The organism is Nocardioides sp. Z43_10, from assembly GCF_059766615.1.
The window spans coordinates 166836-179417 of record NZ_JCBAJY010000001.1; the positions used below are offsets into that span (position 1 = coordinate 166836).

Genomic DNA, 12582 nt, shown 5'->3' on the forward strand with positions numbered 1-12582 from the left:
GTCATCGGCCTACGTTCAGGACGAGCGTCACCGTGCGGTCTTCCTCAACCGTCTCGGATTCGACGGCCATGCCCGCTTGGGGCGCCCGGGCGCGTACGCGTTCGAGCACGGCCTCCTGCACGCGGAGACCGTAGGCCTTGTCCAGGTTCCGCACTACGGTGGTGGCTGCTTCGACTGTGACGTCTCCACCGAAGTGAGCAGCCCACACGCCTTCATGGTTACGAATGAACCGGGCCTGAATCGCAGGCCAGGTGGCGGTGATTGCATCCGGGTACGTCTGAACGACAGCGTTCAGGTCCCGCAGAGAGTGGGCGAGCAACTCGGCGTTTCTCATGCGGGTGCTCACTGCAACCTGGGCCTGGCCGTCATCTCCGATCTTGCGGTTGGCCTGCCAGGCGGAGATGGCTGCGACTGCCATGGGAATGAGGACGATCTCGATGCTCATCAGAAGTCCACCAGCCTTCCACCACGGGCGAGACCATTGGTGGTGTCTGTCGCAGTCGCAGCTGCTGCCGCCGTCGGCGCAGTCGGAGCGGGTGCTGCCGTTTCGCCGGTGAGTTCATATCCGGAGCGGTCTTCGGTGGCGGTTGCGGCGACCGCGCGGGTGGCGGCCCAGGCACGCACCGAGGCGATCTGTTCCGCTTGCGTGACGCTGAGGGGGACCATGTTCTTGAGCGCCCGGAACAGGTCGTCCTCGCTCAGGGCGCGGCGGTCTGCGAATGCATCGAAGAGGGCGGCGACGACTGCTTGTTCAATCTCGGCCCCGGAGTAGCCCTCGCTTGCGTCGGCCAGCCTGTCGAGCAGGTCGTCGGTGACGGTAATGCCACCAGCCGCGCGGCTCGTCTTGAGTCGTTTGGTCACGTGGAGGCTCCACACATCGCGCCGTTCGGCACGCGTAGGGAGGTCGATGAAGAAGATCTCGTCGAAGCGCCCCTTGCGAAGGAATTCGGGCGGGAGTCCGTCGACTTTGTTGGCTGTCGCAATGACGAAGACCGGTGCCGTCTTCTCCTGCATCCAGGTGAGGAAGGAGCCGAAGACACGACTCGATGTGCCGCCGTCACCACCCTCGCCCGAGACTCCGGAGAAGCCCTTCTCAATCTCGTCGATCCACAGGACACATGGCGCAGTAGCCTCGGCTGAGCGAATCGCCTGGCGCATGTTCTGCTCGCTCGACCCCACGATTCCGGCGAACACCTTGCCGATGTCGAGGCGCAGTAGCGGCAGCTCCCAAGCAGCAGCAATGGCCTTGGCTGTCAGCGACTTCCCACAGCCGGGAATACCTGTCATAAGGACACCCTTGGGGGCCGGAAGGCCGTATTCAGCGGCTTCGTCCATCCACGAGTTGTTGCGCTTGGTGAGCCACCGCTTGAGATTCTGTAGCCCGCCGACGTCATCGAGGTCGATGTCGACCGTGATGAACTCCAAGAGACCAGACTTGCGGATGGTCTGCTTCTTCTCTTCCAGGACGACCTGCACGTCCTCGTTGCGAAGCACACCGTCATCCACCATGGCGCGAGCAAACGCGTTAGTCGCCTCGTGGAGCGTCAACCCCATCGCTGCCTTCGCGAGCCGTTCCCGCCCCACCGAATCGACCTCGATACGAATGCGGCTGTCGGCGGAACTGTTGGCAGCGATCATGCTGTCGAGGACAGCCCGGATCTCCGTCTCGCCCGGTAGCGGGAAGTCAACGAGGGTGACGTCCTTCTCCAGCTCAGGCGGGATCCGCCGAAGTGGAGCCACGATGATGAGCGCGCGTGCCGTCGCGCCGCTTTGGAACGTCGCCGAAACCTCACGCAGGAGCCGCACGACGGTCGGATCAGCCGGTCGATGGTCTTCCCCCAGGTGAGCGTGGAGGTCGAGCATGACGAAGACGCCCGGGTTTTGCTGTCGCAGCATCCAGTCCAAAGCCTTCTTCGGATCCGTGGTGCCGCTCTCTGCCTTCCCCTCGGGGCCAACGAAGCCTCGGACCGTGCTCCACACGTAGACAGGTCGGACGGTGCGCATGACCGTCTGGTCCGTCGCGACGGCTTGCACGTCGTCAAGGACTCGGTGCTCCTCGAAGGACTCGATGTACAGGATTGGGAAGCGTGCCCGGAAGAGAAGTGCCAACGTCTCTCGGAACCCCTGCTTCGGCTGCCGCCCCATGTGTGCTTCCCCCGTCGTCACCGTGGCATCTCTGACCGCTATCGGCAGGCTGACCACGTTACTTACCTTTGCAGCAAACAGCGACCTCGCTAACTCTAGGACTGATGCCGACAAGTCAGGGGTGCTCACGGACGTCCGCTCACATTCGAAACCGTCATCAGTCTCTTCTGCGCCCCGCGCAATGGCTACCTCGAAGAGTTCCATGTCGATGGATGCCGGCCCCAGGCCAAGAGCCCGGTGAATCAGGGTGAACACCATGCGGCGTTGTTTACTCGCGCCTGTGGGGAGACGCTTTGATGTAGCCGACGAGAACGGTGGGTACGGATTGTCTGCCGTTCAGCCCTGGTCTGCGTCGAAGGGGAGAGGCTGTTCTTCCTCTGTGTTCTGCACCAGCGCGGTTCGGGTTACGACGAGCGTGACTGCTGGGAAGCCATCTGACCGCGCTTGAGCGCGCCGAGGACGACTGTAGAGGTCGAACCGCAGGCAGGTGTCATGGAGCGCGCAGCCCGCACCGGCCAAGACGCCACTACGGCACCATCACCCACCCGGCATGCCAGGGCGTCAGGGGCGCCGGGTACGCCAACTCGTCCTACGAAACGACAGAACCCCGCACCACCCGGAGGTGGTGCGGGGTCCTGCTGGGCCTCACGTCTCCTTCACGAGGAAGGATCCGTCTCTGGCCTCTGGCGGTGGCGGAGGGATTTGAACCCTCGGTGGACTTGCACCCACAAACGCTTTCGAGGCGTTCTCCTTAGGCCGCTCGGACACGCCACCGCCGGAGAATGTACCCGACCGGGACGCTGCTACGGAATTCGGGCCCCGTCGGGCGGCCGGGGCGGGGACTCAGACATCCAGGCCGCGCTCGGCGCGGTGGTCGCGGAAGAACGCGTCGAGGAGCGCCGTCGACTCGCCGGCCAGGACCCCGGCGAGCACCTCCGGGCGGTGGTTGAGCCGCCGGTCGCGCACCACGTCCCACAGGCTGCCCACGGCGCCCGCCTTGTCGTCGTACGCCCCGAAGACGACGCGGGCGACCCGGCTCAGCACCGCGGCGCCGGCGCACATCGTGCACGGCTCGAGGGTCACCACCAGCGTGCAGCCCTCCAGGCGCCATTCGCCGCGGGTACGGGCCGCCTGGCGCAGCGCCACCACCTCGGCGTGGCCGGTCGGGTCGGCCAGGGCCTCGCGCACGTTGCGGCCGCGGCCGATCACCTCGCCGATCGGGTCGAGCACCACCGCACCGATCGGGACGTCACCGGTCGCCAGTGCGCCTCGCGCCTCGTCGAGGGCGAGCTCCATGGCCGGTGCCCACAGGGCGTAGAGCGACGTGCTCATGCAGACGCCAGGCCGACTGCCTCGTCGAAGAGGGTGCCGAAGCCCAGCCGACCGGCGATGTCGGAGAGCATCTCGTCGGGGAAGAGCTCGTAGTCGTCGAGCAGCACGCCCATGTCCATCGGGTGCATCCCCAGATCGCCGCAGATGTCGAGGTCACCGGCCGGCAGCGGCTCGTCGTCCTCCTCGGGCAACGGCAGCCCGAGGTGCTCGACGACGGAGAGCGCCAGCTGCCACTCGTCGGCCGCGGTCACGTCGGACAGGAGCAGCCTGACGTCGACCCCCGCCACCCGGACCAGCACGAAGAAGTCCTCGTCGATGGCGATCATCCCCAGCGCTCCCCCGTCGCCGGGGAAGCGGCGCAGCGCCGCGGTCAGGGAGTCCACGTCGACGACGACACTGGGGGCCAGCTCGACGAGCTGCCACACGCCTTCCTCACGGTAGGCGGCCAGCGCGAAGTCCACGCCGTCCAGCTGGTCCGTCATCTCCTGACTCCTCCGATCAGCGATCCCGGCGCGGGCGCACCCTCGGCCCGACTCGGACCTACCCAGCCTGACAGACGCCGAGTGTCGCGGCCAACCCCCTTCGGCCCTGTCCCCGGACGGCACAGCGACTAGGGTTCGGCACATGCGCACCCACGTCGTTGACCACCCCCTCGTGTCCCACAAGCTCACCACCCTCCGCGACAAGGGGACCGACTCCCCGACGTTCCGCCGGCTGGCCGACGAGCTGGTCACCCTGCTCGCCTACGAGGCGACGCGCGACGTGCGGGTGTGCGACGTGGACATCGAGACCCCCGTCTCGGCCACGACCGGGGTCAAGCTCGCCACCCCCAAGCCCCTCGTCGTCCCGATCCTGCGCGCCGGGCTGGGCATGCTCGACGGGATGATGCGGCTGCTGCCCACCGCCGAGGTCGGCTTCCTCGGCATGGTCCGCAACGAGGAGACGCTGGACGTCTCCACCTACGCCGAGCGGCTGCCCGACGACCTCTCCGGTCGCCAGTGCTACGTGCTGGACCCGATGCTGGCCACCGGCGGCACGCTCGCCGCGGCGATCCGGTTCCTCACCGACCGCGGCGCCGACCACATCACCGCGATCTGCCTGCTGGCCGCCCCCGAGGGCTGCGAGCGCCTGGAGCGCGACCTGTCCGACCTGAGCATCCCGATCACGGTCGTCACCGCCGCGATGGACGAGCGCCTCAACGAGAAGGGCTACATCGTGCCCGGGCTGGGCGACGCCGGCGACCGCCTCTACGGGGTCGCGCACTGAGGCGCTGAGGACTGAGGCGCTCACGCGCTGAGGACCAACGCGCTCCCGCGCTGACGCGCGTCGTACGGCCCGGTCGGGGCCTGAGACCGGGCTGGGCCTTCGGTGCGCCGTACTGGGGTGGCGTGCGCGCCGATTGGTCAGAGACGGACCCTGTACGCCCGGAATCGTCGCCGTTGGGGACCAAACGGCAGGGGAAGTACGGCGGCCGGGGGCGTACGGCGGCCGGGGGCGTACGGCGGCGCTACAGCGCCTTGACGGCCGCCAGCACCTTGCTCAAGGTCTCCTTCGCGTCCCCGAAGAGCAGCGTGGTCGTGGGATCGAAGAGCAGCTCGTTCTCGATGCCGGCGAACCCGGGGCGCATGGAGCGCTTGAGGAACACGACCTGCCGGCCCTCGTCGGCGTTGAGGATCGGCATGCCGTAGATGGGGGCCTCCGGACTGGTCCGGGCGGCGGGGTTGACCACGTCGTTGGCGCCGACGACCAGAACCACGTCGGTGTGCTTGAACTCGCCGTTGATGTCGTCCATCTCGACGAGCTGCTCGTAGGGCACCTGGGCCTCGGCGAGCAGCACGTTCATGTGCCCGGGCATCCGGCCGGCCACCGGGTGGATGGCGTAGTCGACGCGCGTGCCACGCCCGGTGAGCACGTCGACCAGCTCGCGCAGGGTGTGCTGGGCCTGGGCGACGGCGAGGCCGTACCCGGGGACGATGATCACCCGGTCGGCGTAGCCGAGCAGGATCGCGACGTCGTCGGGGGCGGCCGAGCGGACCGGGCGGTCCGAGGCCACGCCGGCGCCCAGCGTGGAGCCGCCGCGCAGCGCGCCGAAGAGGATGCTGGCCACCGAGCGGCCCATGGCGCGCGCCATCAGCAGGGTCAGGTACGTGCCCGCCGCACCCACGAGCGTGCCGGCCACCAGCAGGACCGTGTTGCCCAGCACGTAGCCGCCCGCGGCGACCGTCAGCCCGGTGAAGGCGTTGAGCAGCGAGATCACGATGGGCACGTCGGCACCGCCCACCGGCAGCACCAGCAGCACCCCGAGCACCAGGCCGAGCAGCGCCAGCACGACGCCGATCCACACGGTGGGCTCGCCGACCACCAGCACCGAGAGGACCACGGCCGCGAGGAAGCCGGCGGCGAAGGCGACCGGCAGACCGGGGAAGACCACCGGGCGTGAGGTCATCAGCTCCTGGAGCTTGGCGAAGGTGATCACCGAGCCGGCGAAGGAGACCGACCCCACCAGGATCGTGAACGCGGTGGCGGCCAGCGGGAACCAGTCGGTCTCGACGCCCAGCTCGGCGAGGTGGGCCATCTCGGTGAGCTCCAGCAGCGCGACCAGCGCCGCGGCGCCGCCGCCGACGCCGTTGAACAGCGCCACCATCTGCGGCATCTGGGTCATCTGGACCCGCTGGGCGCCCAGGAAGCCGCCCACCGAGCCGATCGCGACCGCGCCGAGGATCAGCGGCACGTGGTCGAGATCGAGGTAGAGGAACGGCACCCCGCAGGCCACCACCGCGGCGCCCGCCCCCACCAGGTTGCCCAGCCGCGCCGTACGCGGCCCGGCCAGCCCCTTGAGGGCGAGAATGAACCCGACCGCGCAGAGCAGGTACACCAGCTGGACCCAGGTCGGCATCACTTGCCGCCCTTCCCTGCGGCCGGGGCACCGGCGGCGGGCTTGCGCCGGGTGAACATCTGCAGCATCCGGTCGGTCACCACGAAGCCGCCGACCATGTTGACCGCCGCCAGCACGATGGCGACCAGTCCGACGACCAGGGCCACGGTGCTGTCGGTGGTGCCGGTGACGAGGATGGCGCCGAGCAGGATGACGCCGTGGATCGCGTTGGCCCCCGACATCAGCGGGGTGTGCAGCGTCGAGGAGACCTTGGCGATGACCTCGATGCCGACGAACACGCTCAGCACGAAGATCGTCAACCAGACCATGGACTCGCTCACCGGCCCACCTCCTGCTCCTCGGGCGGGACCGGCCCCTCGACCAGCTCCCGCGATGGTCCATGCACGATCGCGCCCCCGCGGGTGACGCAGGCGCCGGCGACGATCTCGTCGTCGTGGTCGGGGTCGAAGACGCCGTCGCGGGTCATCAGCGTGATCAGGCTGACGATGTTCTGCGCGTAGAGCCGCGACGCGGGCGCCGGCATCTGCGCGGGCACGTTCTGTCCGCCCCACACCTGCGCGTGCCCGATCCGGACGATCTCGCCGGGCACCGAGCCCTCGACGTTGCCGCCGCTGTCGGCGGCGAGGTCGACGACGACGGAGCCGGGAGACATCTGCTCGACCATCGCCGAGGTGACCAGCACCGGCGCGCGGCGGCCGGGGACCGCGGCGGTGGTGATCAGCGCGTCCGCGGCGGCGATGTACGGCGCGAGCAGCTCGCGCTGGCGGGTTGCGCGGTCCTCGCTCATCTCCCGCGCGTAGCCGCCCGCGCCGTCCAGCGTCTCGAGGTCCAGCTCGATCGCCTGGGCACCCACCGAGCGGATCTCCTCCGCGGCGGCGGCGCGCACGTCGTAGGCCTTGACGACCGCGCCGAGCCGCCGTGCGGTGGCGATCGCCTGCAGACCGGCCACGCCGGCGCCGAGGACCACGACCTCGGCCGGCGCGACGGTGCCGGCGGCGGTCATGTTCAACGGGAAGAACCGGCGCAGCAGCCCGGCCGCGACGATCGCGCAGCGGTAGCCGGAGACCAGCGACTGCGACGACAGCGCATCCATCGACTGTGCCCGCGAGATGCGCGGCACCAGCTCCATCGCCCAGGAGTCGACCCCGCAGTCGCGCAGGCCGGCGACCACGTCGGGCACCTGCCCCGTCGGCAGGAACGAGATCGTGGCGGCGCCGCGCCGCAGGCGTCGCACCGAGGCGACGTCGAGCGGCTGCACCGAGACCACGAGGTCGGCGGAGTCGAGCGCGGCGTCGTCGAGCAGCGCGCCTGCCGCGACGTACTCCTCGTCCGCGATCAGGGCCTGCGCACCCGCGCCGGGCTGGACGGCGACCTCATAGCCGAGCGCGGTCAGCTTCCCGACCAGCTCGGGGACCAGTGCGACGCGGGTCTCTGTGGCCCGGCTCTCCCGGGCTACCGTGATTCTCATCTCCTGCAACCTAGGGCAGTCGCGGCGGTGCGGCGGGTGCGGCACACCGGGTCGCGGGCGACGGACTGCCCCTCGACCGGCTCAGCCGAGCGGGAAACGGGCGACCTCCTCGTAGCGCGGGCGTCGCCGGGGTCCCTCCCCGAGGTGCGAGGCGACCAGGACCATCTCGTCCACCTCCCACCCGGGGCCGGCATAGCCGTCCAGCAGCTTCACCCAGTTGCTCACCTCGCCCGGGAGGCCCAGCCGGGCGACGGTCAGGTGCGGACGGAACCGCTTGCCGTCGGCGGGGGCGCCGGCACGGCCGGCTGCCGCGCGGGCCCCGGTCGCCAGCCGGTCCAGCTCCCGCTCGCCGTCCTCGTCGAGGTCCAGGCCCGCCCACAGCACCCGCGCCCGCGCGGCGTTCGGGAAGGCTCCGCCGCCGGCGATCCGGGTGCCGAACGGCGTACGTCGCTGCCCGGCGCGCTCGAGCCGCTCGACGAGGTCCTCGAGGGCCCGGTCCGGCACGTCGGCCAAAAAGGCCAGCGTGCAGTGCACCTGATCGATCGCGGTCCACCGGAAGTCCGCCGCCACGCGGCGCGGCTCCAGGAAGGCGTCGAGATCGTCGAGGGCCTCGGGAGGTGGCACCACCGCCACGAACATCCGCATGGCGTCAGGCTAGCCAGCCGCGGCGGCCGGCCAGTCGACTCGGCGACCAGCCATGACGCAGGGTGGGGACATGTCACCGAAGATCGCCACCACGACCGAGGTCGACCGCGCAGCCCTGCTGGACTTCGTGCGCGACCGCCACCAGATGGTCCTGATCACCACCCGCGCGGACGGGCGCCCGCAGGCCTCGCCGGTCACCGGCGGCGTGGACGCCGAGGGGCGCATCGTGATCTCGACCTACCCCGAGCGCGCGAAGACCGCCAATGCCCGCCAGCGCCCAGAGGTCAGCGTGGTCGTCCTCTCCACGGAGTTCAACGACGCCTGGGTCCAGGTCGACGGCGACTGCGAGGTCGTCGACCCTCCGGAGTCGGTCGAGCCGCTGGTCTCCTACTACCGTTCCATCGCCGGCGAGCATCCCGACTGGGACGAGTACCGCGCCGCCATGCGCCGCCAGGGCAAGTCGCTGCTGCGGATCACCCCGACGCGCTGGGGCCCGATCGCCACCGGGGGCTTCCCGCCGCGCCTGGCGGACTGAGGGGCCTGTCGGTTTCCCCGGTCGACCGGGGAAACCTGACGCGGCAGCACCCACCCCAGCACCCAGCCTCAGAGGCCCAGGTCGCGGCCGATCAGCATCTTCATGATCTCGTTGGAGCCGGCCCAGATCTTGGTGACGCGGGCGTCGCGCCAGGCGCGGGCCACGCGGTACTCGTTCATGTAGCCGTAACCGCCGTGCAGCTGCACGCAGTGGTCGAGCACGTCGTTCTGCACCTGCGAGGTCCACCACTTCGCCTTGGCGGCGTCCACCGGGCTCAGCTTGCCCCGGGTGTGCTTCATCACGCACTGGTCGACGAACGCCTGGGTGACCTCGATCTGGGTGACCAGCTCGGCCAGCAGGAACTGGTTGTGCTGGAAGTTGCCGATCGGCTGGCCGAAGGCCTTGCGGTCCTTGGCGTACTGGATCGTCTCCTCGAGGATCTGCGCGGCGTGGGCGAGGTTGGTGACCGCCGAGCCGAGGCGCTCCTGCGGGAGGAACTGCATCATCGAGATGAAGCCGGTGTCGAGCGGGCCGATCAGGTCGGCGTTGCTGACCCGGACGTCCTCGAAGGCGAGCTCGGCGGTGTCGGACTCGTCCTGGCCCACCTTGTCGAGCACCCGGCCCACCGAGAAGCCCGGCAGGCTGGTGTCGACGCCGAACAGCGAGATGCCCTTGGCCTTCTTCTCCGGGCTGGTGCGCGCGGCCACCACCACCAGGTCGGCGCTGCCGCCGTTGGTGATGAAGGTCTTGGACCCGTTGAGGATCCAGTCGTCGCCGTCGCGAACGGCGGTGGTCTTGAGGTTGGCCAGGTCCGAGCCGCCGCCGGGCTCGGTCATCCCGATCGCGGTGAGCAGCTCGCCGCTGCAGAACTTGGGCAGCCAGCGCTGCTTCTGCTCGTCGTTGGTCAGGTGCACCAGGTACGGCGCGACGATGTCGGCGTGGATGCCCACGCACGAGGGCAGCGTCATGTTGACCTTGGCCAGCTCCTCGGTGAGGACCGCGTTGAAGCGGTAGTCGCCGGCCTCGGAGCCGCCGTACTGCTCGGGCACCTCCAGGCCGAGGTAGCCCTGCTTGCCGGCCTCGAGCCAGAACTCACGGGGCAGGCCGTGGTTGCCGGCGTACTCCTCCATGTGCGGCACCACCTGGCGGTCGAGGAACTCCTTGACCGATGCCCGGAATGCCTCGTGGTCCTCGTCATAGATCTCGCGCGTCATGAGGGAAGCGTACCCGCGGGTAACCACGCCGTCCCGCAGGTCCGAGACCGAAGAGGGCCTTGGGTCCCTTGCCTGTCCCGCACCGCAGGCGTTGGCTGGCCCCATGGCAGACAAGGGCAACCGCAGAAATGCCGCGCAGAGCCTCGAGCTCACCCGGCCCGACCAGATCCGCAACGTGGTCCTGGTGGGGCCGGCCTCGTCAGGCAAGACCTCACTGGTCGAGGCGCTGCTGGTCCAGGCCGGCGCGCTGAACCGCCCGGGCTCGGTCGCCGACGGCACCACGGTCTCGGACTTCGAGGAGACCGAGCAGGCACACGGCCGCTCGTCCTCCCTGGCGGTCGCGCCCCTGTTGCACCGCGACGTCAAGGTCAACCTCCTCGACACCCCCGGCTACGCCGACTTCGTCGGCGAGCTGCGAGCCGGTCTGCGCGCGGCCGACTGTGCGCTGTTCGTGCTCGCCGCCAACGAGGGCGTCGACCACGCCGCCGCCCAGCTGTGGGCCGAGTGCGCCGAGGTGGGGATGCCGCGCGCCGTGGTGGTCACCAAGCTCGACCACGCCCGCGCCGACTTCGCCGCCGTCCTCACCGCCGCCCAGGCGGCGTTCGGCGACAAGGTGCTCCCGGTCCTGGTGCCCGACGGCGCCGGTACGGCGTCGCTGCTGCGCGGCGGCCCGGCGGTCGCGGGCGCCGAGATGGACCCGCGCCGCGCCGCGCTGATCGAGGCGGTCATCGAGGAGTCCGAGGACGAGAGCCTGATGGAGCGCTACCTCGCCGGCGAGGAGATCTCCGAGCAGACGCTGGTCGCCGACCTCGAGCGTGCCGTGGCCGGAGCCGCACTGCACCCGGTGGTGGCGGTCTGCGCCACCACCGGTGCAGGCTGCACCGAGCTGCTGGAGCTGATGGTGCGCGGCTTCCCCTCGCCCGCCGAGCATCCGGCCCCGGAGGCGTTCACCACCGCCGGCCGGCCCGCCGAGGCGCTGACCTGCGACCCCGACGCCCCGCTGGTCGCCGAGGTCGTCAAGACCACCAGCGACCCCTACCTGGGCCGGGTCAGCCTGGTCCGGGTGTTCTCCGGGACGCTCGAGGCGGACGCCGCGGTGCACGTCTCGGGACACTTCACCTCGTTCTACGGGGAGGGCTCGGGACACGAGGACCACGACGACGACGAGCGGATCGGCGCGCTGGGCCACCCCTTCGGCCGCCTGCAGGTGCCGGCCAAGCGGGTCGTCGCCGGTGACATCGCCGCGATCGGCCGCCTCGGCGGCGCCGAGACCGGCGACACGCTCTCGGCCGTCGACCGGCCGTGCGTGCTGAGGCCCTGGGCGATGCCGGCCCCGCTGCTGCCGATCGCCATCGAGGCGGCCACCAAGTCCGACGAGGACAAGCTCTCGGTCGCGCTCTCGCGGCTCAGCGCCGAGGACCCGTCGCTGCGCATCGAGCAGAACGCCGAGACCCGCCAGCTGGTGCTGTGGGTGATGGGCGAGGCGCACGCCGAGCTCGCCCTGGACCGGCTGCACGACCGCTTCGGGGTCAGCGTGGAGCAGCGCGACGTGCTGGTGCCGCTGCGCGAGACCTTCCGCGGCAAGGGCGTGGGGCACGGCCGCCACGTCAAGCAGTCCGGCGGCCACGGGCAGTACGCCGTGTGCGACATCGAGGTCGAGCCGCTCCCGGCCGGCAGCGGCTTCGAGTTCGTCGACAAGGTGGTCGGTGGCGCGGTGCCGCGCCAGTACATCCCCAGCGTCGAGAAGGGCGTGCGCGCCCAGATGGAGCGCGGCGTCCTCAACGGCTACCCGGTCGTCGACCTGCGGGTCACCCTCACCGACGGCAAGTCGCACAGCGTCGACTCCTCCGACATGGCCTTCCAGAGCGCCGGCGCGCTGGCCCTGCGCGACGCCGCGGCCGCGGCCGGTGTCGCCGTCCTGGAGCCGTACGACGAGGTGCTGGTGCGGGTGCCCGACGACCAGGTGGGCGCGGTGATGAGCGACCTCGCCGCGCGTCGCGGGCGCCCGCTCGGCAGCGAGCAGACCGAGGACCGGCACAGCGTGATCCGCGCCCACGTGCCGGCCCTGGAGCTGGTCCGCTACGCCGTCGACCTGCGCTCGGCGACCCACGGCACCGGCACCTTCACCCGCGCCTTCGCCCACTACGAGCCGATGCCCGAGAACCTCGCCGACCAGGTGAGTCCTCGCTCGAGCTGAGTCACACCTCTCCCCCCTCTCTGCCCCCCCTCTCCGAGAGGGGCTCGGGGCCGGACTGCGCCCCGGACAGGGACGCCCCTCACACCCAGGTGTAGGAGCTCCCCAGAGCGGGCACATCTCCTCCGGCACGGACACCACCCCGAGCTTTGA

12 protein-coding genes and 1 tRNA gene are annotated in these 12582 nt (G+C 70.4%); 3 read left to right on the forward strand and 10 right to left on the reverse strand.

Translation table 11 applies throughout. The features are described 5' to 3' along the window. Position 1: 1 nt before the first annotated feature. The 5 genes from AC6EI4_RS00855 to AC6EI4_RS00875 form a co-directional block, all read right to left on the reverse strand. Complete coding sequence (locus tag AC6EI4_RS00855; RefSeq protein ID WP_498450278.1) at positions 2–445, reverse strand: hypothetical protein; 444 nt, start codon at positions 443–445, stop codon at positions 2–4. Then, positions 445–2403 (reverse strand): Ycf46 family AAA ATPase, encoded by a 1959-nt coding sequence (locus AC6EI4_RS00860; RefSeq protein WP_498450279.1) that lies wholly within the window; start codon positions 2401–2403, stop codon positions 445–447. Before AC6EI4_RS00860 ends, AC6EI4_RS00855 begins: the two co-directional genes overlap by 1 nt. Before the next feature lie 426 nt (positions 2404–2829). Further along, positions 2830–2919, reverse strand: a tRNA-Ser gene (locus AC6EI4_RS00865). Between the two features lie 69 nt (positions 2920–2988). Continuing rightward, positions 2989–3477, reverse strand: coding sequence for a nucleoside deaminase (locus AC6EI4_RS00870; RefSeq protein WP_498450280.1), 489 nt, complete (start codon positions 3475–3477; stop codon positions 2989–2991). Then, positions 3474–3959 carry a tRNA adenosine deaminase-associated protein gene (locus AC6EI4_RS00875; RefSeq protein ID WP_498450281.1) on the reverse strand — a complete coding sequence of 162 codons (486 nt, stop codon included), beginning with the start codon at positions 3957–3959 and terminating at the stop codon, positions 3474–3476. The genes AC6EI4_RS00870 and AC6EI4_RS00875 overlap by 4 nt, the downstream gene beginning before the upstream one ends. A 142-nt stretch (positions 3960–4101) precedes the next feature. Between AC6EI4_RS00875 and upp the strand changes: the two genes are divergently transcribed. Next, positions 4102–4743, forward strand: a complete 642-nt coding sequence (gene upp / locus AC6EI4_RS00880; protein ID WP_498450282.1) for a uracil phosphoribosyltransferase — start codon at positions 4102–4104, stop codon at positions 4741–4743. A 241-nt stretch (positions 4744–4984) separates the two neighbouring features. Here upp and AC6EI4_RS00885 read toward each other — a convergent pair whose 3' ends face one another. The 4 genes from AC6EI4_RS00885 to thpR form a co-directional block, all read right to left on the reverse strand. Continuing rightward, the gene (locus AC6EI4_RS00885; RefSeq protein WP_498450283.1) at positions 4985–6373 is read right to left on the reverse strand and encodes an NAD(P)(+) transhydrogenase (Re/Si-specific) subunit beta; all 1389 of its coding nucleotides are present in this window, start codon (positions 6371–6373) and stop codon (positions 4985–4987) included. After that, positions 6373–6693 (reverse strand): NAD(P) transhydrogenase subunit alpha part 2, encoded by a 321-nt coding sequence (locus AC6EI4_RS00890; protein WP_498425380.1) that lies wholly within the window; start codon positions 6691–6693, stop codon positions 6373–6375. Before AC6EI4_RS00890 ends, AC6EI4_RS00885 begins: the two co-directional genes overlap by 1 nt. Next, entirely contained in the window at positions 6690–7841 is a 1152-nt protein-coding gene (locus tag AC6EI4_RS00895) for an NAD(P) transhydrogenase subunit alpha (RefSeq protein ID WP_498450284.1), read from the reverse strand. Before AC6EI4_RS00895 ends, AC6EI4_RS00890 begins: the two co-directional genes overlap by 4 nt. 81 nt (positions 7842–7922) lie before the next feature. Continuing rightward, complete coding sequence (thpR, locus tag AC6EI4_RS00900) at positions 7923–8486, reverse strand: RNA 2',3'-cyclic phosphodiesterase (protein WP_498450285.1); 564 nt, start codon at positions 8484–8486, stop codon at positions 7923–7925. 70 nt (positions 8487–8556) lie between these two features. Between thpR and AC6EI4_RS00905 the strand changes: the two genes are divergently transcribed. Beyond that, entirely contained in the window at positions 8557–9021 is a 465-nt protein-coding gene (locus AC6EI4_RS00905; RefSeq protein ID WP_498450286.1) for a PPOX class F420-dependent oxidoreductase, read from the forward strand. Between the two features lie 68 nt (positions 9022–9089). On the opposite strand, the gene AC6EI4_RS00910 is transcribed toward AC6EI4_RS00905, so the two are convergent. Next, complete coding sequence (locus AC6EI4_RS00910; RefSeq protein WP_498425384.1) at positions 9090–10235, reverse strand: acyl-CoA dehydrogenase family protein; 1146 nt, start codon at positions 10233–10235, stop codon at positions 9090–9092. Positions 10236–10338: 103 nt separating this feature from the next. Between AC6EI4_RS00910 and AC6EI4_RS00915 the strand changes: the two genes are divergently transcribed. After that, positions 10339–12432, forward strand: a complete 2094-nt coding sequence (locus AC6EI4_RS00915; RefSeq protein ID WP_498450287.1) for an elongation factor G-like protein EF-G2 — start codon at positions 10339–10341, stop codon at positions 12430–12432. The last annotated feature ends 150 nt before the right edge of the window (positions 12433–12582 follow it).

Coding starts and splice junctions, on each gene's coding strand:
- AC6EI4_RS00855 (WP_498450278.1), bottom strand. CDS start 445: ATGAGCATCGAGATCGTCCTCATTCCCATGGCAGTCGCAGCCATCTCC.
- AC6EI4_RS00860 (WP_498450279.1), bottom strand. CDS start 2,403: ATGGTGTTCACCCTGATTCACCGGGCTCTTGGCCTGGGGCCGGCATCC.
- AC6EI4_RS00870 (WP_498450280.1), bottom strand. CDS start 3,477: ATGAGCACGTCGCTCTACGCCCTGTGGGCACCGGCCATGGAGCTCGCC.
- AC6EI4_RS00875 (WP_498450281.1), bottom strand. CDS start 3,959: ATGACGGACCAGCTGGACGGCGTGGACTTCGCGCTGGCCGCCTACCGT.
- upp (WP_498450282.1), top strand. CDS start 4,102: ATGCGCACCCACGTCGTTGACCACCCCCTCGTGTCCCACAAGCTCACC.
- AC6EI4_RS00885 (WP_498450283.1), bottom strand. CDS start 6,373: ATGCCGACCTGGGTCCAGCTGGTGTACCTGCTCTGCGCGGTCGGGTTC.
- AC6EI4_RS00895 (WP_498450284.1), bottom strand. CDS start 7,841: ATGAGAATCACGGTAGCCCGGGAGAGCCGGGCCACAGAGACCCGCGTC.
- thpR (WP_498450285.1), bottom strand. CDS start 8,486: ATGCGGATGTTCGTGGCGGTGGTGCCACCTCCCGAGGCCCTCGACGAT.
- AC6EI4_RS00905 (WP_498450286.1), top strand. CDS start 8,557: ATGTCACCGAAGATCGCCACCACGACCGAGGTCGACCGCGCAGCCCTG.
- AC6EI4_RS00910 (WP_498425384.1), bottom strand. CDS start 10,235: ATGACGCGCGAGATCTATGACGAGGACCACGAGGCATTCCGGGCATCG.
- AC6EI4_RS00915 (WP_498450287.1), top strand. CDS start 10,339: ATGGCAGACAAGGGCAACCGCAGAAATGCCGCGCAGAGCCTCGAGCTC.